Raw genomic sequence first — 26,066 nt, 5'->3', positions numbered from 1 at the left:
CTATGAAAAAATCGGCACTTTTCATTCTTATTCTCTTTCAGGTCGCAATTGGCTTTGCACAGAAATACGATCCATTCAAATCCATTGGGAAGAAAAGCAAAGTTCTAACCGCTTATGGAGATCGTTTTGTCGAAGACTTCGATTATGATACAATCCAGCGTATCGGTTCCGTGTTATTTAATATCAAGACGAAACAGATTGTGGAGTTATTACCGGATGAAAAGATATTCAAGAAGTATTCTAACAATTCGTCAGCAAGCCGGTGGTATCAGGTTGACCCACTTGCGGAAAAAGGGAAAAATATTTCCTATTCGCCTTATACATTCGTTCTGAATAATCCGATAAGTTATGCTGATAATGACGGAAGGGATGCCGTTAAGGTTATCGATGCCCAAAACAAAACCATTACGATAACCGCCGTCTATTATGTTGCAACCGCGAAAGGTTTTAAAGGCGATCCAATGGTAGGTTACAATGCAAAGGATGTAGAGCGATTAAACAAATCAATTAACAGCGAGTTAAATGGCGGGAACGGCTATAAAGTATCTGAAGGTGATTACGCAGGGTACACTGTAAAGTTTAATTTGACTTTCAAAGACGGAGGAACGCTTGATAATTCAAAGGAAGCAAGTGCTGGTGAAGCAATGGACGGCCATCCTATTGGAAATAGCTTTACGGTAGTCGATGGTAATCGTATAGCTTACTTTAAGGAAAAGGAAAATGAAGACGACGGAACGACTTCTCAGGTAGGGGGTGCAACAAGGGCATCTAAAGAAATTATGATGAACTCAAACACAGATACTAAGAGAAACAGAATTCATGAGATATTCCATACACTTTTCTTTAATCAAGATGGGGCAGCGAAAGGCATAGGTTCGTATTCAAGAGCAGACTATCCCAATCAGGCTGATATAAACACACTTATCAATAACACTAAACTTCCAGCAGTAGAAAAGAAAAAAGATGATGAAAAACAATAAATTCAATCCAATATTGCTTTTACCGTTTTTGTTATTGGTGGGATGCGGTACAAAGGCGCAGGTTACCAAGCCAAGCGATACGGCTTATCTTTTAGTGCTTCGTTCGAAGTTAGATAACGGAAGACCTATTGTGTCCGAATTTATCTATTCCAAATTTGACGCGATAAAGCAATCTTCAAGCCGTGATTCATTTTTATGCGCGTTCTTTAATCAAACGACATTAATTGAAGAGCCGAATTTCACTCTTAGCAATAATGTAAAGAAGTACGGTTTTGTCGATAAGGCAACACAACAAAAATTCATGGAAGAACTTTCCATGAAGATCGATAAGCTTTCTAAAAACACCAAATACCTTGGCAAACGTACTTTCAGCAATGGGTCTCCCATTACCATTGATGCCGTTAAAGTTGTTGCCAGCTATTGGGAGATTCCAACGTCAAGCACTGACGAAATCAATAGCTTGAATCATGGATTTACTATCGACAAAGCATGCTACCCGCACAGCTTTATTTATAATATCAAGGATATTGTAATTAGTGAGCCTTTGACCAAAGCCGAAAGTAACCAACTCAAAAAAATGTTAGCACTTCAATAAGTATGTTGCCCAAATACGCTTATGCCATCTTGCTTGTAATTGGCTGTTGGACATCTAAGGCGTCGTACAGTCAAGAAATAGCGACCAGATATAAATCAGCTTTAGATAGCCTGCATGTTCTAATTGAAAATAATGGCTCCTTTAAAAATGCAGTGATTTTTACAGAAACGGCGTATAGTGGTGATACTTCAATTAGAGGAAGGATCAACGCCGAAGTCAGCTTTCTCGCTGAACTCGCACGCCGCTGGAGTGACGCTAACCCGATAAAACAATACAAATTCGGAGATAGTATTAATTTTCAAAAAAACTATGCTGTTTACTCGGTATTGAAAGATACCGTTAAAGTTAAAACCAGTAAGGGAAATGGTTATCTAAGCCTGCCTTATAAATATGACTTCAATGATTTCACGGCAGATAAGGACTGGAAGAATATGTTTGTTTCAAAACTACTTGCGACACACAGAGGCAACTGCCATTCCTTGCCATATCTATACAAGATTCTGGCCGATGAATTAGGGGCCACTTGCTGGTTAAGCCTTGCGCCCAATCACATCTATATTAAAAACAGGAGCAAAAATTTTGGCTGGTATAATACGGAGCTTACCAGCGGATCTTTTCCGATTGATGCATGGGTAATGGCATCCGGGTATGTTCCTATTGAAGCCGTGCAAAACGGGATTTACATGGATACCTTAAGCAACCAACAGGCAATTGCGCTTTGCGTGCTTGATCTTGCCAAAGGCTATGAAAGAACAACCAAAAATTACTATGACGGGTTCATCGTGGAATGTTGCGACCTGGTATTAAAATACCATCCCAAGAATGTCATGGCAATCCTGCTAAAAGCCGAAACCATGAAAAAGCTCTACCTGAAAGAGCAAACGGAAAAATATCCCAGAATAACCTATACGCCGAGGCAAATGGCGAAACTTTACGGAGAGTTATTTGACCTCGGGTATCGTGAAATGCCGGAGGAAATGTATATGAAATGGCTACAAAGCGTTCAGAAAGAGAAGGCTAAGTACAACAATCAGAAAGTCATGAAATAGTGGATTTGCTTTTTTATATTAGATGCAATTAAACTACCTGTATGGCCTATTACTATGTTTATACTTACATGGAACTTGTCGACGGAGAAAATATCGGCACGTCTGAAGTTGGTGTCTATTCAAGTCATGCGTTCAACCGCGCTAAGGAAATACTAAAAAATGATCTAAAAGGTCGTTATCCCGATTCAAAAGTAGAGATCGTTATTTTGAAGTCTGATGAGGTTTCGCAAGAACAATATAACAGCCGGTTTAAGAAGATTGATCTAACACAAGAATAAATGAGCCTTTCTTACAAATTGGATAGTGGCGGCACCGCGTCATTTCATCTTTCTAAGAAAGACAGGGCATCATATCGCAGGTTCCTAAAACAGTCTGCTATTGAAGATATTCCAGACCAAGCTCAAATCAGCGAGTTTGTCTACTTACTGTTAGTCAAGCGGGGAATATTAGCGAACCGTGTTAAGCTTTTTAGAAAAAAAAACGTTTACATTATTTCGGAAAAGACTGATAAGCAATATTGAGTATTTTTTCATTGAGCCTTTTGAGGCGGAATTTCAAAATGAAATACGAGGTCGGATTAAAACGGCACTAGTTCAGCTTTCAGAATAGTTAAATTAAATAATTAGCACATCATACTACCTGAATTTGCGTGCAAATTGCGTGCAAATAAAAAGCCGCTACACGACTTGTTTGTGTAACGGCTTGATTTTAAAGTGGTCCCGCAGGGGCTCGAACCCTGGACCCGCTGATTAAGAGTCAGCTGCTCTACCAACTGAGCTACAGAACCTTTTCCGAAAACGGAGGACAAAAATAACATATCGGGCTGTTGCTGCCAAAACAGCTTTTATAAACAGGTATGGCCGGCAATGAGGCCGGCCATACTGATATGAGGATCAGGACTGATCTTTTATGGTTTATCCCACCAAACCCTTCCTTTCAGATCGTCCGCACCACCCAAAGCAGGTTGCTGGGCAATGGCTGCGGCATAGTTGGCTCCGTTGATGTTCTGTTCTTTCAACGGGTAGGCCTGCCGCCTTGGAATCGGTGTGCCGCCGTTATTCGGTGCTGGTGTTAACGCAGGGAAACCTGTCCTGCGCCATTCGGCCCAGGCTTCATAACCATTGGCATAAAGGTGTAACCAGCGCTGTGTGCCGATCTGGCTCAGTGCATTCGTTGCATTGTATGCCACTTCCGGTCTTGCCATGTATGCACCCAAACCGGTAGTATCACCTTTATCGGTTGCTGAGTACACAACTTTTTCTACCTGGTTATCCGTTTTGTCATTATATGCCTGGAAGCTGATCCGCACCCACTGGCGTACGGAATTTTCGATACCGGCATTGTATTTCGCCGCAGCTTCAACATCGCCGCCATTGATCCAGCCGATCTTTGCCGCTTCCGCCAGGGCAAACAATACCTGCGGATAGGTAGTGATATAACAAGGTGCATTCTGTGTTCGGGTATGCACGCCAATAAATGAAACGCTTGCAGATGGAATAGCCGCTGCCGTATTTGCATCCACGCCATAAGGAACTCCGTTATAGGTTCCTGTTGAAGTAGTATCTGCAAAGATCTTTAGGCGCGGGTCCTTCAGCGGGTTCATATTGTCTACGATGGTTTTACTCGCCCAGTACCATGGCCGGTTCTGTCCTTTCGGGTTGGTTACATAATACCAGTAATTCTGGTTATTAGCATCGTTCAGGTGTACGAACACGGCGCTCTGGCTGTTATCTGTGAACACTCCACCGGCATTCGCATCCACAAATTCTGCCTGGCCTTTGGTCGGATCAATTTTCGACAACCGCAATGCCATCAGCATCCGTATCGAATTCGCAAATCTTTTCCAGTTGGCCATATTACCGTTGTAAAGGATATCGCCTTTCACCGCATTACCGTTGTCGATCTGCGCTGCTGCCTCTTTCAGCTCTTTCATCAGGTCGTAATAGATATCTTTCTGCGCATCGTATTTAGGGGTGAAATTATCTTTCCCTTTCAATGCCTGCGAATAAGGGATATCGCCCCAGCGATCCGTTGCATGCCAGAAGAAAAATGCTTTCAGGATCCGTGCTACTGCCAGCTGGTTGGCCTGCGAACCATCATTCACGTTAAAGGTCTTCGTGTTCAGAATCGTCTGCAGGTTTTCGAGCGGACCCGCATACAATCCGTAAAAATCAAAATTCACCGTCAGGTAACGCGAGTTATCGGGGAACGGCTTCTCCGACCAATGCTGTGCATACAGGATCGGCGTTGGCGCTTCCAGTGTAACCGGCAACTGGTTGATAGCTGATGTAAGCAGTTGCGCATTGGTTGGATTAGTGGGCAGGTTCGGGTTTACATTAATGTTCTCCGGGAACTTATTGCAACCGGCCGCCGCTAAGAATGCCGGTAATAATATGTATGAGAATATCTTTTTCATGATGATTGTTTTAGAAGGAAATATTCAGGTTGATACCATAAGAACGCGATGTGGCAAGCTGCCCGGTCTCCAGCCAGTTCAGCGATGAAGAGCCTGTTGCAAGTTCTGCAGGATTCAGTCCCTTGGGCGCTTTCTGCCAGATCATAAACGGATTTCTGGTAATGAACGCAAGGTTCACACTCTTTACAGGCAGCTTCGCGAATTGCTCTTTTGTGAATGTATACCCCAGCCTGATCTCGCGCATGCGGATAAACGATGCATCGTACAGCCACTCTTCATATACCCTGGTACCGATCGTGTTCCTGAAATAAGTGCGGGCATTCACATATGCCGTTACCTCTGCTCCGGTTATGGATGAGATCCCGGTTATTTTATAACCACCGCCATTTGCCAGGTCGTCGCGGATATTCTTTCCTTTATCGTTCATGGTTGCCGTTTCTGCAGCCTGGCCGCTTTTCACTGCCAGCATTTTTGTCCAGCTGAAAAACTGACCGCCACTCTGGAAGTCGATCATCGCGGTCAGATCGAAATTTTTATAACTCACCGAGTTTTGCCAGCCTCCTGTGAATTTAGGAAGTACACTTCCGAAATTATGGTTGGTAACATACATCGGCATATTGGCTGCATCCAGCAGGATCTTGCCTGTTTTCGCGTCCCGCGCATAAGCATTCCCTACCAGTGTTCCGAACGCTTCGCCTACATTGGATTGCAGGAAAACACTTACACTCGAATAAGTATTCTGATCCAGGATCAGTGAGTTAATGCCCGGATACAACGCTTTCACCATGCTCGTATTTCTTGCAATGTTGAAAGTGGTATTCCATGTTATACTGTTCGATTTAACAGGTACCGCATTCAGGCTCAGCTCAAAACCCTTGTTCTCGATATTTCCTGCATTGATCACATAGCTTGTAAAACCACTCGGACCCGGTACGTCCAGCGGGATTACCGCATCTTTATTCTGCTGGTTATAATAGGTAAACGAAAGTCCGAGCCTGTCTTTCAGGAAGCGCAGGTCCAGTCCTGCCTCAAAAGAAGTACCCAGTGAAGGTTTCAGATCCGCATTGAACAAACGGTCTGGTACCGCAAGCGGGAAGTTGGTGCCGTAAGGCGTTCCGAGACTGTAAGATTGTGTTGTCTGGTACACATCGATATCTGCACCTGCCTGTGCATAACCAAGCCTTAATTTACCATACGATAATGTATTCCATTTCAGCACATCGCTGAATACCATACTCGCGGATACGGATGGATAGAGATAACCGTTATTATTCGCCGGTAATGCCGAAGAAATATCACGACGCAGACTTGCATCGATAAAATAAATATTATCGTAGCCCACTGTTACAGATCCGTAAGCACTGCGTACCTGTTTCTTCCTCGAATAGTTCACCGCATTCGGCCTGTCTATCGAATTGGAGATACTGTAAAATCCAGGTGCTGCCAGTCCGCCTGCCGTTTCTTCCCGCAGGTAAGAATAATCCTGGTACATCAGGTTTCCACCCAGGTTGGCATTGAACGAAACCTTACCGAATTGTTTGTTCAGTTGCGCAAGGAATTCATAGTTGCGCTCTTTCGATTCGTATTTGCCGATCCAGAAAGACGGCGTACCCCTTCCGCCTGCAGCATTACGGCCATCAATGTTCTGCGTAAATCCATCCTGTCTTACCGTACCGGTTACCTGGAGACCAGGTAAAATAGTATAAGTCAATCCTACGTTACCATAGAAACGGTCGCGTGAATCATGTGAAGGATTTTCATACGCATCGAAATAAGGATTATTCCAGTCGATCGGCGTCATGTTGGTATAAATGCCCTGTGCATTAGGCGAGTTGAGGTTCCACTGGTAAAAAGTTCCGTCTGGATATTTATACTCTTTCAGTCGCTGCATATCCAGGTTTCGCTGGAACCACTGGTTCATGTTACGGGAGCCGAGCGACTGATAACCCTGTGACGGCCTTTGCGCATTGTTATTCGCGTAATTCAGGCTCGTATTCAGTACCAGGCCGGATGTAACATTAAGAGATCCGTTGAAGGAAAGGTTATTCCGCTTCAGGAAAGTATTCGGTTCAATGCCTTTGATATCGGTATTGTTGTAAGACAACCTGAAGGTTCCGTTCTGACCACCGCCCGAGAACGCAATATTGTTATTAAACGTATGACCGGTCTCGAAGTACTCTTTGATATTATCCGGATGAGGAATAAAAGGGGTTGCTTTACCGAAATCGCGGTCTGCCGGGTAAAAACTGTACTGTTGTCTCACCGGTGTGCCATCCATCAGCGGACCCCAGCTTTCATCCCAGCTGCCATCAACATATTTGGTGCTTACCCCGTTGATGGTAACCGTAGGAAAGTTCAGGCTGCTGCCGGAACCATAAAGATTCTGAAGCGGCATGAAATTGCCGGCTTTCTCAATGGAGAATGCAGAACTGAGTGTTACGGTTGGCGCTTTTGTACGGCTTCCCTTTTTTGTAGTGATCAGGATTACACCATACTGGCCGCGTAGTCCATATAAAGCTGAGGCTGCAGGACCTTTCAGTACGTTGATCGATTCCACATCGTCAGGGTTAATATCCTGGGCTAGGTTACCGTAATCACGGCCGTTTCTGCCGGCGTAGTTGGAGTTGGAAACCGGGGTATTGTCGATCACGATCAATGGTTCGCCGTCGCCGGTAACCGAATTCACTCCGCGGATCTGAATTTTCTGGGTACCGCCCATGCTGGCACCGGAAGAACCCGAAACCTGTACACCTGCAATTTTACCCGAAAGCGAACCCACCAGGTTCTGTTCCTTGGCAGCAGTAAGATCGCCGCCTTTAATGCCCTGTTGCGCATAACCCAGCGAACGTTCTTTACGGGTGATGCCCAATGCTGTTACCACTACTTCGGAAGTAGGCGTAAGGTCTGGTTTGAGCACAACATCATAATTCACTGCATCGGTCACCTGGATCTCCCGGGAAAGATAACCGGTAGAGGAAACCACCAGGATAGGTTTACCATTAACACTGAGGGAGAACACGCCGTTCTCATTAGCCGAGATCCCCCGGGTGGTAGAGCGGATCAACACAGAGGCAAAAGGAATAGGTTCTCCTTTTTCATTCGTGATTTTGCCGGAAATTTGCCGGTTTTGGCTGATTCCAAGCAAAGGAATCAGAAGCAAACACAAAAACGACAGCAGGTTTCTGGTTTTTGACATAGCAATTGGTTTTAGATATTAAAAAATAATATCAAAAGTTAAGAAATTGTTATCAGAATATTCACTCATTGTTATGAACGGGTTTCAGTGGTGCAACATACATACACATAATGATTAATTTAATGCGTGCGGTTTTCTGCGGGAGTACACTCTCCGGTCTCATGATTGCAGATTCACAACTACTTTTGCGGTATGAAAACATTTGATACCATAGCTGAAGTGATCCGCAACAGGCGCAGTATTAAACCTGCCGCCATGAACGGGAAGAAGATAGAAGACAGTGTTATTACCAGCCTGCTGGAGCTGGCCGACTGGGCGCCCACTCATGGCCGTACCGAACCATGGCGTTTTGTGGTGTACAGCGGCGGGAGCGTAGCCCGATTCTGTGCTGAACATGCTGAACTGTATAAGCAAAACACACCTGAAGACAAGTTCACAACTGCCAAATTTGAAGGTTTGGTGCATACGGGCGACAAGCTTTCCCATATCATCGCCGTTTATATGAAACGAGTGGAAGGCGCTAAAATTCCTATACTGGAAGACATCGCAGCCACAGCTGCGGCCGTGCAGAACATCCTGCTGGGCGCCCAGGCGCAGGGCATTTCCGTATTATGGAGCACCGGCGGCATGACGCTTCAGCCAGCCATGAAAAACTATTTCGGGCTGCAGCAGGACGACCAGATGATGGGCCTGCTTTACCTCGGTTATACAGACGAAGCACCCGTAGAGGGCCGCAGGGCTGTTCCGCTGGATCAGAAAGTAACCTGGAAATAATAGTATGTGGTGCCGTAGTGTTACGGCACCACAATTAATCTAAAATTGCTTTCTTTGCGCATGACTGCAACCCCCTCTGGCAAACTGATCATCCTTACGGCACCATCCGGAGCCGGCAAAACATCCATCACCCGTTTTTTACTGGGCAAATACAGTTCGCTTTCTTTTTCCGTTTCTGCCGCCACCCGCGAGCCCCGTGGTAATGAGCGTGACGGGATCGATTACTATTTCATGAGCGTTGACGCCTTCAGACAGAAGATCGATGAAAACGCGTTCATCGAATGGGAAATGGTATACGAGGGAAAATATTACGGCACACTCAAAACAGAACTGCAGCGCATCTGGAATGCAGGCAAAACACCCGTACTCGATATAGATGTGAAAGGCGCCATTCATGTGCAGGAACAGTTCGATGAAAACTGCCTTTCCATATTCATTGAGCCGCCTTCCGTTGAAGAACTCAAACGCCGTCTTGAAAGCCGCGGCACCGAATCCCCTGAAAACATCGCAACCCGTGTGAGTAAAGCAAGCTACGAGATCTCCTTCAATCATCATTTCAATAAAACGATTGTAAACGACAATCTGGAGAAGGCCTGCGCGGAAACTGAAAAAGTGATCGCCGCATTTCTTGGCTGGAACGAATGACGGTAGTATGGTAACGGTGTTGTAAATTGTAGTCTTAATCACTAACCGTTATCCCATGGCATTTTCAAACAGAACCATCCTGATCACCGGCGCCAGCAGAGGCATTGGTAAAGCCATTGCATTAAGACTCGCAGCAGAAGGAGCCAATATTGTTATCGCTGCAAAAAGTGTGGAAGAAGACCCGAGGCTGGGCGGCACCATTTATTCCGCAGCGGCTGAAATCGAAGCTGCCGGAGGAAAAGCACTGGCCGTTCAGGTGGATATCCGCCACGAAGAACAGATCGCTGCGGCTGTAGAAAAAGCAGTAAGTACTTTCGGCGGTATCGATGTTGTGATCAACAACGCTTCCGCTATCCAGCTTACCAATACCGAACTCACCGAAACCAAACGTTTCGACCTGATGCAAAGCATCAACGTAAGAGGAACGTTCCTGGTAGTGAAGCATTGCCTTCCTTATCTCAAAAAAGGAAACAATCCGCATATCCTTACACTTTCTCCGCCGGTAAACCTGGATCCGAAATGGCTGGGCGGACATATTGCCTATACCATTACCAAGTACAATATGAGCATGCTGGCCATGGGCTGGGCTGCTGAGTTCAAAGGTCAGATCGCGTCCAATGCATTGTGGCCCAGAACCACCATCGACACAGCTGCCGTGCGTAATTTACTCGGCGGTGAAGCACTGGCCAAAATGAGCCGCACCACCGATATACTTGCTGACGCTGCTTATTATATCCTCCGTAAAACAGCCGCAGAATGCAGCGGGCACACTTTCATAGATGAAGAAGTCCTTGCCGCCGAAGGCATCACCGATCTTGACAAATATTCAGTTATTCCTGGCGGACAATTATACCAGGATCTTTTTGTCTGACCTGACCGCAACTTTTTAAAATTTTAATCCTGCTGTTTTTTGCAGAAAATACAGCAGGATATTTTTTTATCCCTGCTAAAACTCCTGCTTCATGTACAAAACAACGGTCACTCTTTTATGCTGGATGGTACTGCTGTCGGTGAATGCGCAAACGACCAGCAACGCTTTAAAGACCCGCGCGATCAGCGATATCCAATCCGGTTACGAATTATATAAACAAACAGCGCTCTCCATCTGGGATTATGCCGAGCTCGGTTACAAGGAAACCAAAAGCAGCGCACTGCTTCAGAAACTGCTGAAGGAAAACGGGTTTGAAGTAACTGCCGGTGTTGCCGGGATCCCTACTGCATTCACCGCTTCTTACGGAAGCGGCCAGCCTGTGATCGGTATCCTTGCCGAGTTCGATGCTTTGCCCGGTCTTTCGCAACAGGCGATGCCTGAAAAAAAACCTGTGACAGGCAAAGACGCCGGACATGGTTGCGGGCACCATCTTTTCGGAACAGCTTCCGTTGCAGCGGGTATAGAGATCAAAAAGTTGATTGAACAGAAAGTGTTCAAAGGCACGATACGGGTATATGGCTGTCCGGCTGAAGAAGGTGGCAGCGGAAAAGTATATATGGTGCGTGAAGGATTATTCAAAGACGTGGATGCCGTGATCAACTGGCACCCCGGCGATCAGAATGAAGTGACCATGACCAGTGCGCTCGCCAACAAATCTGCCAAGTTCCGCTTCTACGGAAAAGCTGCGCATGCTGCAATGGCGCCCGAAAAAGGCCGCTCGGCACTGGATGCAGTAGAAGCCATGAACTATATGGTGAACATGATGCGTGAACATATTCCGCAGGAAGCAAGGATCCATTATGTGATCACCAATGGCGGCAAAGCGCCGAATGTTGTACCTGATTTTGCCGAAGTATATTACTATGTCCGTCATCCTAAAAAAGATGAGGTCAAAGATATTTTTGAGCGATTGACCAGGGCGGCCAATGGCGCGGCTATGGGCACAGACACCAAAATGGATTTCGAGATCATCGGCGGCACACACGACCTGTTGCTGAACCGCACCCTGGGCGAAGTAATGCAACAGAACCTTCAGCTCGTAGGCGGTGTTTCTTATTCTCCGGAAGAAATTGCCTTTGGTGAAAAGATCCAGGCTTCGCTTGGCTTCAAAGCACCTCCTGTTTCTTCTGCCAGTACAGTTCATCCGCTTAAAGCCGTATTCGATGCGGGCGGTGGTTCAACTGATGTAGGCGATGTAAGTTATTCAGTGCCTACTGTCGGATTACAAAGCGCTACCTGGATTCCCGGCACGCCTGCACATAGTTGGCAGGCTGTTGCCTGTGGTGGTACGGAAGTAGGTACCAAAGGAATGATGGTTGCCGCAAAGGTAATGGCGCTTACTGCCATCGATCTTTACACACAACAGTCGCTGATCGGTAAAGCCAACGACGAATTCAAAAAAGCCAAAGGCGATTATAAATACGAAGCGCTGCTGGGCGACAGGAAACCTGCATTAAATTACAGGGATTGATCCAACAGCAATAAAGTCCTGATAAAAGAAAGGCCGCTTAATAAGCGGCCTTTCTTTTATAGTTGTAAAATCCATTAATCCATTTTTTCAGGCCGCATCTGCGGGAACAGCAGCACGTCCTGGATCGATACCTGGTTGGTCATCATCATACAAAGTCTGTCGATACCGATTCCGATACCTGAAGTTGGAGGCATACCATATTCAAGTGCTCTTAAGAAATCGTGATCGATGAACATGGCTTCATCATCACCGCGCTCCATCAATTTTACCTGCTCTTCAAAACGTTCGCGCTGATCGATCGGGTCGTTCAGCTCGGTGTAGGCGTTGGCGATCTCTTTCCCGTTGATCATCAGTTCAAAGCGCTCTACCAGTCCTGGTTTGCTGCGGTGTTTTTTCGTGAGCGGACTCATTTCAACAGGATAGTCGATAATGAATGTCGGCTGAATAAATGTATGTTCGCTTGTTGCGCTGAACAGTTCATCGATCAGTTTGCCTTTTCCGATATTGCCCGGCACATCGATCTTCAGTTTTTTACATACTTCACGCAGTCCTGCCTCGTCCATTTCACTTACATCGATCCCGGTATTTTCCCTGATGGCATCGTGGATGGTGATGCGTTTGAACGGTGCCTTGAAGCTGATCACTTTATCGCCCAGCGGAACATCTGTTGTACCATGGAGGGCAACAGCGATCTTTTCGAACAGCTGTTCGGTGATCTCCATCATCCAGAGATAATCTTTATAGGCGGTATACCATTCCAGAACGGTGAACTCCGGGTTATGCGTTCTGTCCATTCCTTCGTTCCTGAAATTACGGCTGAATTCATATACCCAGTCGAACCCACCAACGATCAGGCGTTTGAGGTAAAGTTCATTCGCAATACGGAGATAAAACGGTACATCCAGCGCATTATGGTGCGTAATGAACGGCCTTGCCGCAGCTCCGCCCGGGATGGCCTGCAACACCGGCGTATCTACTTCCAGTGCACCCTGTGCATTCAGGAAATCGCGGATCGTATTGATCAGTTTCGTCCTTTTAACAAAAGTATCTTTCACATCCGGGTTGATCACCAGGTCTGCATAACGCTGCCTGTAACGGAATTCCGGGTCGGTTACGGCATCAAACACATTGCCCTCTTCATCCCGCTTCACCACCGGCAGGGGCTTAAGCGATTTGGTGAGCAGGGTAAGTGTGAGCGCGTGTATGGATGTTTCACCTGTTTTGGTGATAAAGGCAAAACCGGTACAACCAATGATATCTCCGAGATCAAGACCATGCTTCACCAGTATATCCCACTGGCTCTTGTCTTCTCCGGGATAGAGTTCGTCGCGCTTTACATATAATTGTATAATACCCTTACTGTCCTGTATTTTAATGAAGAACACTTTACCCTTATCATTAATGCTCATGATACGGCCGGCTACGCAAACAGCAGCAAACTGCTCCTTGTTCTCTTCGGTATATTGTTCTTTGATATCAGCTGAAAAATGCGAAACAGGATAAAGAGGTGCGGGGTATGCATCGATACCCGCTTCCTGCAGTCTGGCGAGTTTTTCGCGGCGTACAAGTTCCTGTTCTGACAGATGTGTTTGACTCATAATACTTATTATTCTTGAAGAGCAGCAAAATTAACGCTTCAGGGCCAGTTCAGCAAAGCAACTCAGCCTTTCCGTCTGTAGATCTCCGGATCATGGATCTGCATGATATTTCCCGCCAGTTCTTCCGGAACGGTTTTCCAGCCAAACTGGCTGTAAAGTCCGTGTGCATCGCGCGTTACAAGCATCCATCGCCGCAAACCCTGTAGTTCCGGATGTGCGTGCACGGCCTGCATCAGGCGGAGCGACAAACCTTTTCCGCGGTGATCCGGTAAAATGAATACATCGCAGAGATAGGCGAAGCTGGCTTTATCGGTAACGATCCTTGCAAAACCCACCTGGTCTTCTTTAAGATAAACACCGAAACAGATGGAATTGGCAATTGCCTTTGCAAGCAGGTCTGCCGGGATATGCTGAGCCCAGTAGGAATCAGCGGAAAGATAATGATGTATCATTTCCAGGTTCAGCAGCGCGGGATCTGTGCTGATGCTGTAACCATCAGCAGCCGGGTTCTCATTTTTTTTCATGGAATAGTTTTTGGTAAACAATACGGCCCGAAAGTTCCCTGATGGCCCCCGGCTGTAAATCGACAAGGTCTATTTCTTCAATGCGCCGGCGGATCAGTCTCAGTGTAGGGAACCCGGCGGCCGCTGTCATTTTTCTCACCTGCCTGTTCTTGCCTTCGTTAAGGATCATGCTGATCCAGGGTGCAGGAATTTCCTTGCGGTAACGGATCGGCGGATTACGTTCCGGCACATCCGGCTCTTCACTGAAAAGGTGAACGCGCGCCGGTGATGTGCGATGTATTTTTCCATCCACATTGATATCGATTCCCGCTTCAAGGTTTGTTAACGCCTGTAAAGTAATGGCTCCGTCTACCTGCACCCAGTATTCACGTTCATGTGCAAATTTCGGATGCAGTAACCGATGATTGAGCTGTGTATCGTTGGTGAGTATCAGTAACCCTTCACTGTCGTGATCAAGCCTTCCCACAGGGTAAACATCACGTGGTACATCAAAAAAATCCGCGAGCGTTTGCTTACCGTGTACAGGCGAAAACTGCGAGAGTACGAGATAAGGTTTGTAAATAATAAAGTAGCGGATCATATAAAAACAAAAGTCCCGCAGAAGCGAGACTTTGTATATGGATGGGTTAGTAAGTACCGGGAAATAAATTTCCCTACACAATATTAAAAAGACTTTTACCGAAAGCAAAAAAAATTTAAAAGAATTTTATTCACATTTTACTGGAGGATGTGAATTGCGAGCCGGTTTCTGACATGCCCTGCATGATGTTTTTTTCATGCTGCAACAATGTGTTTTATCGCATGCTTTTTTTATGATGCGCTGAAACACAATGTTCATCTATGTTTCAGCAGTTGTTGTTTTACTGCTTATCACTTTGCAATGTTGTTTCGCTCTTACCGGCATACTGTTAAAAGGCAAGAAAAATCAGGCTTTTTGCTTCAAAAAAAATTTCTGCTCACCGGCTCTTATTACCTTTGATTTCTATCAAAATTGGCCATATGAAGTTTCCCGCCCCGGTTTCCGCACAATGGATCGCCTCGCTGATCAACGCTGAACTGTCTGGTAATACTGATGCTTTTGTTTCCGGCATCAACGAAATTCACAAAGTAGAAGCAGGTGATCTTGTTTTTGTAGATCATCCGAAGTACTATGATAAGTGCCTGCAAAGCCCTGCATCTTTCATCATCATCAACTCAAAAGACGTAACAGTTCCGGAAGGAAAAACACTGCTGATCACCAGCGAACCTTTTGAAGCATACCTGAAGATCGTTGAACATTTCAGACCCTTTGTTCCTGCATCAAAACCAGTCAGCGATACTGCTGTTATCGGTGAAGGAACAGTGATCATGCCCAATGTATTCATCGGTCATGAAGTGACCATCGGTAAAAACTGTGTGATCCATCCGAATGTTTCCATTCTCGATTATACAAACATCGGTGATAATGTTGTGATACAGGCCGGCACCGTTATCGGCAGCGATGCTTTTTATTACAACACGAAAAAGGACCGCGATGTCTGGTACAAAAGAATGAAAAGCTGCGGCTGGGTGATCATCGAAGATGATGTTGAGATCGGTGCAGGTTGCACCATCGACAGAGGCGTTACCGCCGATACACGCATCGGTAAAGGAACAAGACTCGATAACATGGTACATATCGGTCATGACACCACCGTTGGTAAAAACTGTCTCTTCGCCGCACAGGTTGGCATTGCCGGCGGAACCATTATTGAAGACGGGGTTACGTTATGGGGACAGGTTGGTGTAAGCAAAACGCTTACCATCGGTGCCAATGCGGTTGTACTCGCACAGAGCGGTGTTCCTTCTTCTCTTGAAGGCGGTAAAACCTATTTCGGTTACCCGGCAGAAGAGGCAGGACTGAAACGGCGTGAGCTTGTATGGGTAAAACGAATTCCTGAGCTTTGGAAAAAAGTGATGTCATAAAAGAACTTTATTAAAAAGAAAGAGACCGCATGCGGTCTCTTTCTTTTTAATAACTGGCCTGCTCATTTATTTTTTTGCATAATTGGGCGTATACGGCGCACCGGTTAAAATAGCCAGCAGGTCCTTTTCAAGAGATAAGATGGGCGATTCCACAATGCGGCCGATCTCTTTGGCTTTATCGTATACAATGAAAGTCGGCACCCGGCGTATGTCTTTTCCCTGCTCTTCATGCTGCGGACTTTGTTTATAATGTTCCGGACTGTTGTCTACAAAGACCAGCGAGAATCTTGTTGAGTCGAAACCGGCCTGTGAAAAGATCTTCAGCATCCGGGGAACTTCGCGGCGGCTATCGCCACACCAGGTGCCCAGGAAGATCTGGATCCCTTTTCCTTTAAGCAATGGCTTTAACTGCCGCACCAGTGCAGAGTCGGGTGTATAGTTGTTGTATGATGAAGTGTACCAGTCCTTATAATTAGGTCCCAGCAATAATTGCGGTGAACAGCGGCCAACGAGAATCTGCTGACCGCTTGTATTGGTGATTTCTTTATTCAGCGCCGGCATAGCCACACGATGGCACGAGATGGCCAGTGCTGCGCAAAACAGCCATGTAATTGTCTTTTTCATATTTTGGTTTTTCGGTTATCTGCATACGATTATCAATCCTGTTGATCATGCAGGTGAACCGGAAGAGAAATAATAATAACAGAGGGATTACGAAAAAAGATCAATGATTGCCGGGGGATGAAAAACAGATCGCTCGGGTGCTGCAGGAATAAAAACAAAAACGGAACGATATTTTTTTGGCGATCCGGCCGGATGAAAAGCCATGGTTGCCTTTTTATCCGTCGGGAGATATTTCCAGTCAGATTTCTGCAGAAGTTCCTTTTGTTTGTCGGGCATTCCTTTCAAAGGATTGGTTGCATCGTCTGTCAGGATCCGGGTACAATCACATAGGCGCGGATCTTCATTGGCCAGGCGTTGGATGGAACAGTCTGTATAAGCCAGTATCCTTGCAGCAACCGGTGCATACAGCGAAAAGGATAATATAATCACCAGCAGCTTTTTCAGGTGTCTTGTTTGCTACAAGTTATACATTTTCGTCAATTCGCCGCAGATCCTTTCGATAGAAGTTTTGATGGGTGTGTAAGTGAACTGGGGAAGTGCCTGCTGCAGCTTGCTGTTATCGAAATAAACTTTTGCCTGCGCAGTATGGGCTGTTTCTTTCGTCAGCAGCGGGCTTTTGCCTGTAAGTTTCCCTTTGATCGCTTCCAGCCTCCATACAATTGCTGCAATCAATGGTGTTACTTTTTTATAAGGAGGTTTTTTATTGAATTGTTTCGCAGCTTCGCTGAAAACAGTACGGTAGGTCAGGTTCTCTGCGCTCAGGATAAAACGTTCTGCGCTGATCTCACTTTCCATCAGCTGGCGCATGGCCCGGACCACATCTTTCACATCCACAAAACCACTCACGCCTTCCGTATACCATGGGAATTCATCATAAGCCGATTTAAAGATCCCCGATGAGCCGTTTTCCCAGTCGCCGGCACCGAGTATGATCACGGGATTTACGATCACGGCATCCAGCCCTTCGCCGATCCCCCGCCATACTTCCATTTCTGCCAGGTATTTACTTTTTCCATAAAGGCTGTTGCTGGTTTTTTCGCTCCAGTTCATGGTCTCGTTGATCATTTCGTCTTCCCTGATGCGGCCAAGCGCTGCCACCGAACTCACAAAAAGCAGTTTTCTGATACCGGCATCCAGACATGCGTTCACCACATTGGCTGTTCCGGATATATTGGTCTGAAGCAGCTGTCTTTTTCTTTTGGGATTGAAGGATACAATGGCCGCGCAATGGTATACATCCTGCACACCAGCCATTGCTTCTTCCAGTGAAACAATATCGAGGATATCGCCTTTAACCCATTCTATATGCTGAGGAAACCCCTCGGGTATAACCGACCTGTACAATGCACGTACCCGCTGACCCTGTGAGGCAAGTTGTTTTACCAGGTGAGAGCCAACCAAACCAGTAGCGCCTGTTACTAAGACCATGGGGGCAGTTTGCGCGAAGATAAGGAGATGTTGATGAAGCAGTACACAGGTTTAAAAGCGTTTGGAAACGCCTTTAAGCGGCTAATTGTTGCAATTATTGCATACGCCGCTCACTACCACATCTGTCTGGGTCACTTTAAAGCCTTTCGGCAGCTTCACCGCCGGTACGGTAATATGATCAAGACAATAAGTGGTTCCGCAATTATCGCACATGAAATGCACGTGATCATCGTGGTGATGGCCCGCAGAACAATCGTCTTTGCACAATGCATACCGTACAGAATTGTCCGTTGTGGGGATCGTATGGATAATGCCTTTATCAACAAAGGTCTGCAGTGTTCTGTAAATGGTAACCCTGTCGAACTCCGTACCGCTCTGGTGTTCTATATCTGCATGGGCGAGAGCTCCGTTCGACTGTACAAAAAGAGAAAGGATCTTTTTCCTGCTGTCTGTAATGCTCAGCTGATTCTTTTTGAGTATGTCTACAATATTCTTTTCCATGGTTCGGTCATTTAGGATTATTCGTGAAGATGCCGTTTACAAAGTTACCTGATCCTTTTTCTGATAATAAGGATCGGATATCCCTTTTTAAACGCTCCAGTTCTTCTGCTTTAAGACCATCGTATACCTGACCTCTTACTTTTCCGTTTTTGTCAACCAGCGCAAAGAACTGGGTATGAATAAACTGGTCTTCTATCTTCTCAAAATTGTTTTTCGGATCATCGAGCAGGTAAGCGCTTCGCGCAAGCTGGTAAAGACTGTCTTTCCGGCCGGTGAGCAGGGTCCATTTGTGTGTATCGATCTTCATGGAATCTGCGTATACTTTCAGCCTTGCCGCCGAATCTGTAGCCGGATCGCAGGTATAGGCAACGATCATGAAGTCGGGTTCGTTTTTGAATGCCTCATACACCGTTTTCATGTTATTGTTCATCTTGGGACAGATCCCCTTACAGGTAGTAAAAAAATATTCCACTACGCTTACTTTACCCAGCATGTCGCGGTCGGTGAAAGGAAGTCCGTCCTGGGTGGTAAACCTGAAAGGCTTAACATAACTGATTACGGAGAGTTTCTTTTTCCAGCTGTCTGTGCCACGGAAAAGAAAAAAATAAAACCCGGCTACCAATACTGCGAAAAAACCCAGATAAATCAGCAACTTCCTGTTCATATCCCTGAATTTGAGGCACAAAGTTACGACCTAGGCCTGTTAAATGCGTTTTAACAACATTTGTTTTGCAACGCCGTTGCATTGCATTATTTTTGCCCCCTGCATGAATTTCAAGATCAATTGGGACGCTTTTGGCATTGCAACCTCCGTGGCCTGTGCTATTCACTGTGCGGTATTACCATTAATACTGAGCAGCCTTCCTGTTTTCGGTGTAGAACTGATCGATAATGTAGGTTTCGAATACCTCATGATCGCCATTGCCTGTGCGGTAGGCGCTTATTCCCTTTACCATGGCAGGAAAAAGCACCACCACAGCTGGTTACCGCTGGCACTGTTTGCGGGCGGCATTATTTTACTCTGCATGAAGATCGTACTGCACAAATGGAGCTACCAGCTCTGGCTGCTGCTTCCTGCAGTGGTTCTGATCAGCCTGGCACATTACCTCAATTACCGTCTTTGCAGGGGTCATAACCATGCGCATACAGACGATTGTAATCATTAATACACTTATACAACAAATATCTTTTTACAGGCTTCGGTACTGAGGAAGACCTCTTTTTTACCTTTGATCTCCACCAGCAGCGACTGGTCGAAGGACTGGATCTCTTTTACAACCAGTATGCCGTTGAGGCTGATGCCCTGCTTGTCGAGATAACGTAAAAAAGCAGCAGAATTATCGCCCACACTCACCACTTTTACTTTCGACCCTTCTTTGATCTCGGATAAAGGAGTAGAATGGATCCGCGTCATTTTACCATTTGCGTCGGGAATAGGATCGCCGTGCGGATCGAATTTGGGGTGGCCGAGAAGTTTGTCTATTTCATCCAGCAACTTGTCTGACTGAATATGTTCCAGCTGTTCCGCTACATCATGTACTTCATCCCAGGTAAAATTGAGCTTTTCAACCAGGAAAGTTTCCCAGAGGCGGTGTTTGCGAACAGTTTTGGAAGCAATGCGCAAACCTTCGCGGGTGAGCCTGGCCCCTTCAGAGCGGCTGTAACTGATCAGTTTCTTCTCGTCCAGTTTACGCACCATGTCCGTAACCGATGCCGGGTTGATGGTCAGTTTATCTGCAATTGCCTGGTTATTAACCCGCTCTTTCCCCAGCAGGTTCAGCGCATAGATCGCTTTCAGGTAATTCTCCTCCGCGTTCGATAATATCATACGAATAAAAGTAACAGATTTTTCAGAAAATGATCGGTGTATTCCAAATCAAATATTTAGCTTTGCCTAAATTTGATAATTAGCTTATTCTAATAAACTATGTTTAACAAGGCTTTTTTACTGGTTTGTCTCATCGCTTCAGGACTGACAATTGCTGCACAAGCGAAAAAAATAACCGGCAAAGTGCAGGATCATTCCGGCAATCCGCTTGGCGGGGCATCTGTTACTGTTGCGGGAAGCATAACTGCAACAAGGTCGGGCAACAATGGTTCTTTTGAACTGAATCTGGCCGATGGTTCAGCCCGTTATCTCGTGATCGGTTATACCGGCTATCGCCGTGACAGTGTTCTGATCGAGCCGGGCAAAAGCTATTATTCCATCACCCTGCACCCGGTTGCCAACCAGCTGGACGATGTGGTTGTTACAGGTACCTTACGGGAAATGAGCCGGTCGGAAAGCCCGGTACCGGTAGAGATCATTTCCCATAAATTCTTTCAGAAAAATCCTACCCCCAGTCTTTTCGAAGCCATTGGTATGGTCAATGGTGTTCAGCCTCAGCTTAATTGTAATGTTTGTAATACGGGAGACATTCATATCAACGGAATGGAAGGTCCGTATACGCTGATCCTGATAGATGGTATGCCCATCGTAAGTTCGCTGGCTACAGTCTACGGCCTCAGCGGTATTCCCAACAGTATGGTAGAAAGAATTGAAGTAGTGAAAGGACCCGCATCCTCTTTATATGGTTCCGAAGCGATGGGCGGCATTGTGAATGTGATTACCCGCAATCCTTCCAAAGCACCGCGTGTGGGTTTCGATGTTTTCGGAACTTCTTGGGGCGAGGTCAGTGCTGACGTATCGGCAAGGGTTCAGGCCGGCAAGGCAAAATCACTGCTGGGTTTGAATTATTTCAATTACCAGCAGCCGGCAGATCATAACAATGATCATTTTACGGATGTTACCCTGCAGAATCGTTTGTCGGTTTTCAATAAATGGCAGTTTGAAAGGAAAGACAACAGGCTTGCCGCCATCGGCCTGCGTTATGTATATGAAGACCGCTGGGGTGGTGAAATGAACTGGACAAAACAATGGCGTGGCAGCGACAGTATTTATGGTGAAAGCATTTCCACCAGGCGCGCCGAATTGATTGGTATGTACCAGTTGCCGCTCCGCGAAAAGATCATGACCCAGTTTTCCTATAACTGGCATAACCAGGATTCCTATTATGGTACTACACCTTATATGGCTACACAGAACGTTGCATTTATTCAGTCCTATTGGGATAAATCCATCGGGAAAAACCACGATTTTATTGCCGGAGCTTCACTCCGGTATACATACTACGATGACAATACACCTGCTACCGCATCGCCGGATGGCAGCACCAACCGCCCCGCACGTACCTGGCTGCCCGGTGTTTTTATGCAGGATGAATGGAGTTTTGCGACGCATCATAAACTGCTCGCCGGCTATCGTTTCGATCATGATAAATACCATGGTGGTGTACATTCACCACGCATTGCTTATAAATATTCACCAGACAGCAGGCATGCGCTTCGTGCCAGTTTCGGAACGGGATTCAGGGTGGTGAACCTGTTTACGGAAGACCATGCCGCACTTACCGGCGCGCGCGAAGTAGTGATCGCAGAAGAGCTGAAACCAGAACGTTCTTACAACGCCAACCTCAACTACAACTGGAAAATCCCGGGTGATGGTTTTATACTGGTTGTTGATGCAACCGCATTTTATTCTTATTTCACCAACAAGATCATCGGCGGTTTTGATACGGACCCGACAAAGATCATTTACAGCAATCTGAAAGGTCATGCGATCTCCCGCGGTATTTCACTGAACAAGGAACTGAGCTTCAGTTTTCCACTTAAAATAGTTAGCGGCGTCAGTTATATGGATGTTTACCAGTCTGCCGAAGCCGCGCCGGGCGTGCATGAAAAGGTACAGCAACTGCATGCGCCACGCTGGTCGGGCACTTTTGCGGTTTCTTACCAGTTCCCCTCTGCATTCACTGTTGATCTCACCGGGAAATGGAGCGGACCAATGCGTTTACCGGTTTTACCGGATGATTACAGGCCGGCTTATTCGCCCTGGTTTTGCATCGCCAATATCCAGCTTACCAAAAAATTCGGAAATGGTATCGAGCTATATGGCGGAGCAAAAAACATGCTGAATTTTATCCCGGCCAATCCTATTATGCGCCCATTCGATCCTTTCAACAAAACAGTGAATGATCCGGTTAACAATCCCTATGGTTATACTTTCGACCCTTCTTATAACTATGCCTCACTACAGGGGATCAGGGCTTTTTTAGGTGTGCGGTATAATCTTTTCTGATATGCGGTACTGCTGGTTATATATACTGTTCCTGCTGCTTCCTGTTTCGCTGATCGCGGGAACGGATACAAGCCGCATTCAGTTGAACCAGCTGCCAGCTTTACTTGAAAAGAAGCCAAAGCCTGTTGTGATTATTTTTTCCGCAAACTGGTGTAGTTACTGCAGCCTCCAGGAAGAGATCATCCGACGAGATACGGTACTGCAGCGTTTATTAAAGGAGAATTTTTATACGATCCGGTTTGATGCCGAAAGCCGTGAGCCGGTTTCTTTCAACGAAAAACTATTCCGGTTTATCCCTTCAGGCGCAGGCAATGGCGTGCATGAGTTCGCTTCTGCACTGCTCTCCGGTAACATAGGTTATCCCGGCTGGGTGATCCTCGATCCGAAGCTGGTTACCATGTTCAGGCATAACGGGCTGCTTGCAAAGAAGCAGCTCCGTCGTATCCTGTATGCTTTGATTGATCAATTAATAGAATAACTCATTCCTCCATCTTTCTCGTCTTTCAGCTGTATGCCCAGGGTGGCGAGTTCGTTGCGGATCTTGTCGCTGGTCATGAAATCTTTCCTGCCTTTTGCTTCCTTGCGGATATCGATCAGCAGCTGAAGCACTCCTTCCAGTTTGCCGTTATCTGCCGCCTGCTCGCTCTGCAATCCGAAGATCTCTTCGAGATAAGCATGCATCTGCTTTTGTATATAGGCAACCGTTTCCCTGCCCAATGCGTTGGCTGGAATATGTTTGTCTTTGATGGAATTGATCACAGACGAAAGCTCGAACATATTGGCAAGCACTTTGGCGGTATTCAGATCATCATTCATGAAAACATCGAACTCTTCTGCCAGCTGTCTGGTTTTGTTGTCCAGGTCTGCATTTCCCGCCACATCAGCGCCAAGCGCTTCCTGTTTTGAGAACCACTGGTAAGCTTCCCACAAACGTTTCAGTGCTTTTTCCGATGCCTGTAAAGCTTCGTTGCTGAAATCGAGCGTGCCGCGGTAATGACTCTGCAGGATGAAAAAGCGGATGGTCATCGGATGATATGCCTGCGTAAGCATCGGATGTGTACCCGTGAAAAGTTCACTGAGCTTGATCACATTGTTATAGCTCTTTCCCATCTTCTTGCCGTTGATGGTGATCATATTGTTGTGCAGCCAGTAACGTGCGGGCATTTTATGATTGCATACCGTGCTTTGTGCTATTTCACATTCGTGGTGCGGGAACTGGAGATCCATTCCGCCGCCATGGATGTCGAATTCTTCGCCCAGGTATTTTGTGCTCATGGCCGAGCACTCGATATGCCAGCCCGGGAACCCTTCACCCCACGGACTCTGCCAGCGCATGATATGCTCGGGCGGGGCTTTTTTCCAGAGCGCGAAATCGCTTTTATTTCTTTTCTCTTCCTGGTTATCCAGTTCACGTGTGCTGTCGATCTGGTCTTCGAGCACACGGCCGCTGAGGATCCCGTATGGTTGCCCTTTCTGAGAAAAATCGGTATTGTATTTCTCTACATCGAAATAAACGGAACCATTGGCTTCATAGGCATAGCCGTCTGTAATGATCTTTTTGATCATTTCGATCTGCTCTACAATATGACCAGTTGCTGTTGGCTCGATGCTGGGACGCAGGTTGTTGAACCTGTCCATTGCCCAGTGATAGAGATTGGTGTATTTCTGTACCAGCTCCATCGGTTCCAGTTTTTCCAGTACTGCTTTGCTGCTGATCTTATCTTCCGCTTCGCGGCCTTCTTCTTCAAAGTGGCCGGCATCTGTGATATTACGCACATACCTTACTTTATAGCCAAGGTGTGTGAGGTAACGGAACACCACATCGAACGTGATAAAAGGACGTGCGTGACCCAGGTGACTTTCTCCGCTTACGGTTGGTCCGCAGACATACATGCCCACATAAGGCGCGTTGATCGGCGTGAAAGGAACTTTTTCCCGGGTTAATGAATTATATACTTTAAGCGACATGTACAGGTTATTATTGCAATTAAAAAAGAGGTTTCAGGCCAGGAGGCCGGCGGGTATCTGCTTAACAACAGCAGCAGCAACAACAAAACAGGTTAAACGTCTTCATCGGAGCGAAGATATTTTATTTTTTCAATAGAAGATCAGATACCAGCATAATATGGTCGCTGAGATCTTCATCTACCATATCAAACTGCTTTACTTCAAAACGCGGATCCGGCAGAATATAATCGATCCTTAATGTTGGCGCAAGGGCAATGAATGTGCGGCCTACGGCAAACCCTTTTTTGAGAAAAGCATCCTGCCAGTCGCCCTTTATATGGAAATAGGTGAAGGAATTCGGTACATCATTAAAATCGCCGCAGATCAGGGCCGGATAGGGGCTTTTGTCGAGCGCTTCCCTTACCATGGTAGCCTGTATGCCCCTGCGGCTGAATGCCAGCTTCATTTTGCGGAAAATACTTTTCGAGGCTGCAAGTGTTTCCGGATCCTGATCACGGATCTTATCCATATTTGCATAATCGGACTTACCGAATTTGAACGACTGTAAGTGTGTAGTAAATATGCGGATCGTGTCGGCGCCCTTCACAATATCTGCATAGATCAGGCTTTCAGCCACGGGATAGCGGATGCGGCCGGTATCGGCGATCGGGTATTTAGAAAAGATCACGCAACCCGAACGGTAACCGCTCTCTGCTCTTTTATAATCACCGGGGAAATAATGATACGGGTAATTTCTTTTGAATAAAGCCAGGTTATCGCCGCTGCCATCCGTTTTGTCGGAATGATTGAATTCCTGCAGGCAGATCACATCGGGCTCGAGTTTCATAATGGATTGCGCCGCTTCTTCGCGGATATGCTTTTTTACTTCCCGGTTGCGCGACAAACCGTTGAAGCTTTGCACATTCCAGTCGACGATCCTTAACGTATTATCTTTTTTTCTTTTGTTGATCGATGGCCCCGGATGCCAGGCAAATACCACGTTCACCTGCTGCCACCCGATGCAAAGGGTAAGAAAAGGCAGTATAGCGATCCTTGGCTTAATGATGAGCCAGATGATGATGAAAAAGATCAGGGCGAGAATAAGGTATGGCACGATCAGCCCGGTAAATCCGTTCATCCACCAGTTTGCCGGGTTCACATATGGCGAAAGACAGGCCACCAGGAACAGCAATACAACTGCCACATTCAGCAGTATGAGTATTCCTTTGGCGGCCCTGCGTATGAAATTTTTTGCCATGGCCTAAA

The 26,066-nt window shown here is 46.3% G+C and carries 25 protein-coding genes and 1 tRNA gene; 12 read left to right on the top strand and 14 right to left on the bottom strand.

Annotated features, from left to right (window positions below):
• Positions 1-2 precede the first annotated feature (2 nt).
• From B5D42_RS08080 to B5D42_RS08065, 4 genes are read left to right on the top strand one after another with little or no spacing between them, the layout of a single operon-like run.
• Positions 3-980, top strand: coding sequence for an RHS repeat-associated core domain-containing protein (locus B5D42_RS08080; RefSeq protein ID WP_078830943.1), 978 nt, complete (start codon positions 3-5; stop codon positions 978-980).
• Positions 964-1,575: a hypothetical protein gene (locus tag B5D42_RS08075; RefSeq protein WP_078830942.1), complete on the top strand. Its 612-nt coding sequence runs from the start codon at positions 964-966 to the stop codon at positions 1,573-1,575. Before B5D42_RS08080 ends, B5D42_RS08075 begins: the two co-directional genes overlap by 17 nt.
• 2 nt (positions 1,576-1,577) lie before the next feature.
• Positions 1,578-2,624: a hypothetical protein gene (locus B5D42_RS08070; RefSeq protein ID WP_078830941.1), complete on the top strand. Its 1,047-nt coding sequence runs from the start codon at positions 1,578-1,580 to the stop codon at positions 2,622-2,624.
• Positions 2,625-2,665: 41 nt separating this feature from the next.
• Entirely contained in the window at positions 2,666-2,902 is a 237-nt protein-coding gene (locus B5D42_RS08065; protein ID WP_078830940.1) for a hypothetical protein, read from the top strand.
• Positions 2,903-3,338: 436 nt separating this feature from the next.
• Here B5D42_RS08065 and B5D42_RS08060 read toward each other — a convergent pair.
• The 3 genes from B5D42_RS08060 to B5D42_RS08050 all read right to left on the bottom strand — a co-directional run bounded on the left by B5D42_RS08060 (position 3,339) and on the right by B5D42_RS08050 (position 8,236).
• Positions 3,339-3,411: transfer RNA gene (locus B5D42_RS08060), tRNA-Lys, on the bottom strand.
• Positions 3,412-3,531: 120 nt separating this feature from the next.
• Positions 3,532-5,040 carry a SusD/RagB family nutrient-binding outer membrane lipoprotein gene (locus tag B5D42_RS08055; protein WP_078830938.1) on the bottom strand — a complete coding sequence of 503 codons (1,509 nt, stop codon included), beginning with the start codon at positions 5,038-5,040 and terminating at the stop codon, positions 3,532-3,534.
• 10 nt (positions 5,041-5,050) lie between these two features.
• Positions 5,051-8,236, bottom strand: coding sequence for a SusC/RagA family TonB-linked outer membrane protein (locus B5D42_RS08050; protein WP_078830937.1), 3,186 nt, complete (start codon positions 8,234-8,236; stop codon positions 5,051-5,053).
• A gap of 192 nt (positions 8,237-8,428) precedes the next feature.
• Here B5D42_RS08050 and B5D42_RS08045 point away from each other — a divergent pair, with 192 nt between their 5' ends.
• The 4 genes from B5D42_RS08045 to B5D42_RS08030 all read left to right on the top strand — a co-directional run bounded on the left by B5D42_RS08045 (position 8,429) and on the right by B5D42_RS08030 (position 12,057).
• Positions 8,429-9,010 carry a nitroreductase family protein gene (locus B5D42_RS08045; protein ID WP_078830936.1) on the top strand — a complete coding sequence of 194 codons (582 nt, stop codon included), beginning with the start codon at positions 8,429-8,431 and terminating at the stop codon, positions 9,008-9,010.
• A gap of 60 nt (positions 9,011-9,070) precedes the next feature.
• Positions 9,071-9,655: a guanylate kinase gene (gmk, locus tag B5D42_RS08040; RefSeq protein WP_078830935.1), complete on the top strand. Its 585-nt coding sequence runs from the start codon at positions 9,071-9,073 to the stop codon at positions 9,653-9,655.
• Between the two features lie 55 nt (positions 9,656-9,710).
• Positions 9,711-10,526 (top strand): SDR family oxidoreductase, encoded by an 816-nt coding sequence (locus B5D42_RS08035; protein WP_078830934.1) that lies wholly within the window; start codon positions 9,711-9,713, stop codon positions 10,524-10,526.
• 91 nt (positions 10,527-10,617) lie between these two features.
• Entirely contained in the window at positions 10,618-12,057 is a 1,440-nt protein-coding gene (locus B5D42_RS08030) for a M20 family metallopeptidase (protein ID WP_078830933.1), read from the top strand.
• A gap of 74 nt (positions 12,058-12,131) precedes the next feature.
• On the opposite strand, the gene lysS is transcribed toward B5D42_RS08030, so the two are convergent.
• From lysS to B5D42_RS08015, 3 genes are all read right to left on the bottom strand, one after another.
• Entirely contained in the window at positions 12,132-13,655 is a 1,524-nt protein-coding gene (gene lysS / locus B5D42_RS08025; protein WP_078830932.1) for a lysine--tRNA ligase, read from the bottom strand.
• Positions 13,656-13,717: 62 nt separating this feature from the next.
• A complete protein-coding gene (locus B5D42_RS08020) occupies positions 13,718-14,179 on the bottom strand; it encodes a GNAT family N-acetyltransferase (RefSeq protein ID WP_078830931.1) in 462 nt (153 codons plus the stop codon).
• The gene (locus B5D42_RS08015; RefSeq protein WP_078830930.1) at positions 14,166-14,759 is read right to left on the bottom strand and encodes a pseudouridine synthase; all 594 of its coding nucleotides are present in this window, start codon (positions 14,757-14,759) and stop codon (positions 14,166-14,168) included. The genes B5D42_RS08020 and B5D42_RS08015 overlap by 14 nt, the downstream gene beginning before the upstream one ends.
• Positions 14,760-15,178: 419 nt before the next feature.
• On the opposite strand from B5D42_RS08015, the gene B5D42_RS08010 reads away from it, so the two are divergent.
• On the top strand, positions 15,179-16,123 hold the full coding sequence (locus tag B5D42_RS08010) for a UDP-3-O-(3-hydroxymyristoyl)glucosamine N-acyltransferase (protein WP_078830929.1): 945 nt from the start codon (positions 15,179-15,181) through the stop codon (positions 16,121-16,123).
• A gap of 66 nt (positions 16,124-16,189) precedes the next feature.
• Here the strand turns inward: B5D42_RS08010 and B5D42_RS08005 are convergent, their stop codons facing one another.
• The 5 genes from B5D42_RS08005 to B5D42_RS07985 form a co-directional block, all read right to left on the bottom strand.
• Complete coding sequence (locus B5D42_RS08005) at positions 16,190-16,747, bottom strand: thioredoxin domain-containing protein (RefSeq protein WP_139367051.1); 558 nt, start codon at positions 16,745-16,747, stop codon at positions 16,190-16,192.
• A gap of 87 nt (positions 16,748-16,834) precedes the next feature.
• A complete protein-coding gene (locus B5D42_RS08000; protein ID WP_078830927.1) occupies positions 16,835-17,176 on the bottom strand; it encodes a hypothetical protein in 342 nt (113 codons plus the stop codon).
• Between the two features lie 27 nt (positions 17,177-17,203).
• A complete protein-coding gene (locus B5D42_RS07995) occupies positions 17,204-18,175 on the bottom strand; it encodes an NAD-dependent epimerase/dehydratase family protein (RefSeq protein ID WP_078830926.1) in 972 nt (323 codons plus the stop codon).
• An 81-nt stretch (positions 18,176-18,256) separates the two neighbouring features.
• On the bottom strand, positions 18,257-18,676 hold the full coding sequence (locus B5D42_RS07990) for a Fur family transcriptional regulator (protein WP_078830925.1): 420 nt from the start codon (positions 18,674-18,676) through the stop codon (positions 18,257-18,259).
• 7 nt (positions 18,677-18,683) lie between these two features.
• The gene (locus tag B5D42_RS07985; protein ID WP_078830924.1) at positions 18,684-19,340 is read right to left on the bottom strand and encodes an SCO family protein; all 657 of its coding nucleotides are present in this window, start codon (positions 19,338-19,340) and stop codon (positions 18,684-18,686) included.
• A gap of 103 nt (positions 19,341-19,443) precedes the next feature.
• Here B5D42_RS07985 and B5D42_RS07980 point away from each other — a divergent pair, with 103 nt between their 5' ends.
• Positions 19,444-19,842: a MerC domain-containing protein gene (locus tag B5D42_RS07980; protein WP_078830923.1), complete on the top strand. Its 399-nt coding sequence runs from the start codon at positions 19,444-19,446 to the stop codon at positions 19,840-19,842.
• A gap of 5 nt (positions 19,843-19,847) precedes the next feature.
• Here B5D42_RS07980 and B5D42_RS07975 read toward each other — a convergent pair whose 3' ends face one another.
• Positions 19,848-20,504, bottom strand: a complete 657-nt coding sequence (locus B5D42_RS07975; RefSeq protein ID WP_245825606.1) for a metal-dependent transcriptional regulator — start codon at positions 20,502-20,504, stop codon at positions 19,848-19,850.
• A 99-nt stretch (positions 20,505-20,603) separates the two neighbouring features.
• Between B5D42_RS07975 and B5D42_RS07970 the strand changes: the two genes are divergently transcribed.
• Positions 20,604-22,853 carry a TonB-dependent receptor gene (locus B5D42_RS07970; RefSeq protein ID WP_078830922.1) on the top strand — a complete coding sequence of 750 codons (2,250 nt, stop codon included), beginning with the start codon at positions 20,604-20,606 and terminating at the stop codon, positions 22,851-22,853.
• Position 22,854: 1 nt separating this feature from the next.
• A complete protein-coding gene (locus B5D42_RS07965; protein ID WP_078830921.1) occupies positions 22,855-23,331 on the top strand; it encodes a thioredoxin family protein in 477 nt (158 codons plus the stop codon).
• Here B5D42_RS07965 and cysS read toward each other — a convergent pair.
• Together cysS and B5D42_RS07955 are read right to left on the bottom strand one after the other, a co-directional pair.
• Positions 23,316-24,821, bottom strand: coding sequence for a cysteine--tRNA ligase (gene cysS / locus B5D42_RS07960; protein WP_078830920.1), 1,506 nt, complete (start codon positions 24,819-24,821; stop codon positions 23,316-23,318). The genes B5D42_RS07965 and cysS overlap by 16 nt on opposite strands.
• A 121-nt stretch (positions 24,822-24,942) precedes the next feature.
• Positions 24,943-26,058, bottom strand: a complete 1,116-nt coding sequence (locus B5D42_RS07955) for an endonuclease/exonuclease/phosphatase family protein (RefSeq protein WP_078830919.1) — start codon at positions 26,056-26,058, stop codon at positions 24,943-24,945.
• Positions 26,059-26,066 lie beyond the last annotated feature (8 nt).

This window comes from Sediminibacterium ginsengisoli, from assembly GCF_900167075.1.
In the GTDB taxonomy this organism is placed as follows: domain Bacteria; phylum Bacteroidota; class Bacteroidia; order Chitinophagales; family Chitinophagaceae; genus Sediminibacterium; species Sediminibacterium ginsengisoli.
Note: the sequence above shows the minus strand (reverse complement) of the source record. Positions and strands in the feature narration are given on the sequence as shown.

Coding starts and splice junctions, on each gene's coding strand:
- cysS (WP_078830920.1), bottom strand. CDS start 24,821: ATGTCGCTTAAAGTATATAATTCATTAACCCGGGAAAAAGTTCCTTTC.
- gmk (WP_078830935.1), top strand. CDS start 9,071: ATGACTGCAACCCCCTCTGGCAAACTGATCATCCTTACGGCACCATCC.
- B5D42_RS07975 (WP_245825606.1), bottom strand. CDS start 20,504: ATGATATTATCGAACGCGGAGGAGAATTACCTGAAAGCGATCTATGCG.
- B5D42_RS08030 (WP_078830933.1), top strand. CDS start 10,618: ATGTACAAAACAACGGTCACTCTTTTATGCTGGATGGTACTGCTGTCG.
- B5D42_RS07985 (WP_078830924.1), bottom strand. CDS start 19,340: ATGAACAGGAAGTTGCTGATTTATCTGGGTTTTTTCGCAGTATTGGTA.
- B5D42_RS08055 (WP_078830938.1), bottom strand. CDS start 5,040: ATGAAAAAGATATTCTCATACATATTATTACCGGCATTCTTAGCGGCG.
- B5D42_RS08050 (WP_078830937.1), bottom strand. CDS start 8,236: ATGTCAAAAACCAGAAACCTGCTGTCGTTTTTGTGTTTGCTTCTGATT.
- lysS (WP_078830932.1), bottom strand. CDS start 13,655: ATGAGTCAAACACATCTGTCAGAACAGGAACTTGTACGCCGCGAAAAA.
- B5D42_RS07980 (WP_078830923.1), top strand. CDS start 19,444: ATGAATTTCAAGATCAATTGGGACGCTTTTGGCATTGCAACCTCCGTG.
- B5D42_RS07995 (WP_078830926.1), bottom strand. CDS start 18,175: ATGGTCTTAGTAACAGGCGCTACTGGTTTGGTTGGCTCTCACCTGGTA.
- B5D42_RS08005 (WP_139367051.1), bottom strand. CDS start 16,747: ATGAAAAAGACAATTACATGGCTGTTTTGCGCAGCACTGGCCATCTCG.
- B5D42_RS08010 (WP_078830929.1), top strand. CDS start 15,179: ATGAAGTTTCCCGCCCCGGTTTCCGCACAATGGATCGCCTCGCTGATC.
- B5D42_RS07970 (WP_078830922.1), top strand. CDS start 20,604: ATGTTTAACAAGGCTTTTTTACTGGTTTGTCTCATCGCTTCAGGACTG.
- B5D42_RS08045 (WP_078830936.1), top strand. CDS start 8,429: ATGAAAACATTTGATACCATAGCTGAAGTGATCCGCAACAGGCGCAGT.
- B5D42_RS08070 (WP_078830941.1), top strand. CDS start 1,578: ATGTTGCCCAAATACGCTTATGCCATCTTGCTTGTAATTGGCTGTTGG.
- B5D42_RS07955 (WP_078830919.1), bottom strand. CDS start 26,058: ATGGCAAAAAATTTCATACGCAGGGCCGCCAAAGGAATACTCATACTG.
- B5D42_RS08015 (WP_078830930.1), bottom strand. CDS start 14,759: ATGATCCGCTACTTTATTATTTACAAACCTTATCTCGTACTCTCGCAG.
- B5D42_RS08035 (WP_078830934.1), top strand. CDS start 9,711: ATGGCATTTTCAAACAGAACCATCCTGATCACCGGCGCCAGCAGAGGC.
- B5D42_RS08065 (WP_078830940.1), top strand. CDS start 2,666: ATGGCCTATTACTATGTTTATACTTACATGGAACTTGTCGACGGAGAA.
- B5D42_RS08075 (WP_078830942.1), top strand. CDS start 964: ATGATGAAAAACAATAAATTCAATCCAATATTGCTTTTACCGTTTTTG.
- B5D42_RS08020 (WP_078830931.1), bottom strand. CDS start 14,179: ATGAAAAAAAATGAGAACCCGGCTGCTGATGGTTACAGCATCAGCACA.
- B5D42_RS07990 (WP_078830925.1), bottom strand. CDS start 18,676: ATGGAAAAGAATATTGTAGACATACTCAAAAAGAATCAGCTGAGCATT.
- B5D42_RS07965 (WP_078830921.1), top strand. CDS start 22,855: ATGCGGTACTGCTGGTTATATATACTGTTCCTGCTGCTTCCTGTTTCG.
- B5D42_RS08080 (WP_078830943.1), top strand. CDS start 3: ATGAAAAAATCGGCACTTTTCATTCTTATTCTCTTTCAGGTCGCAATT.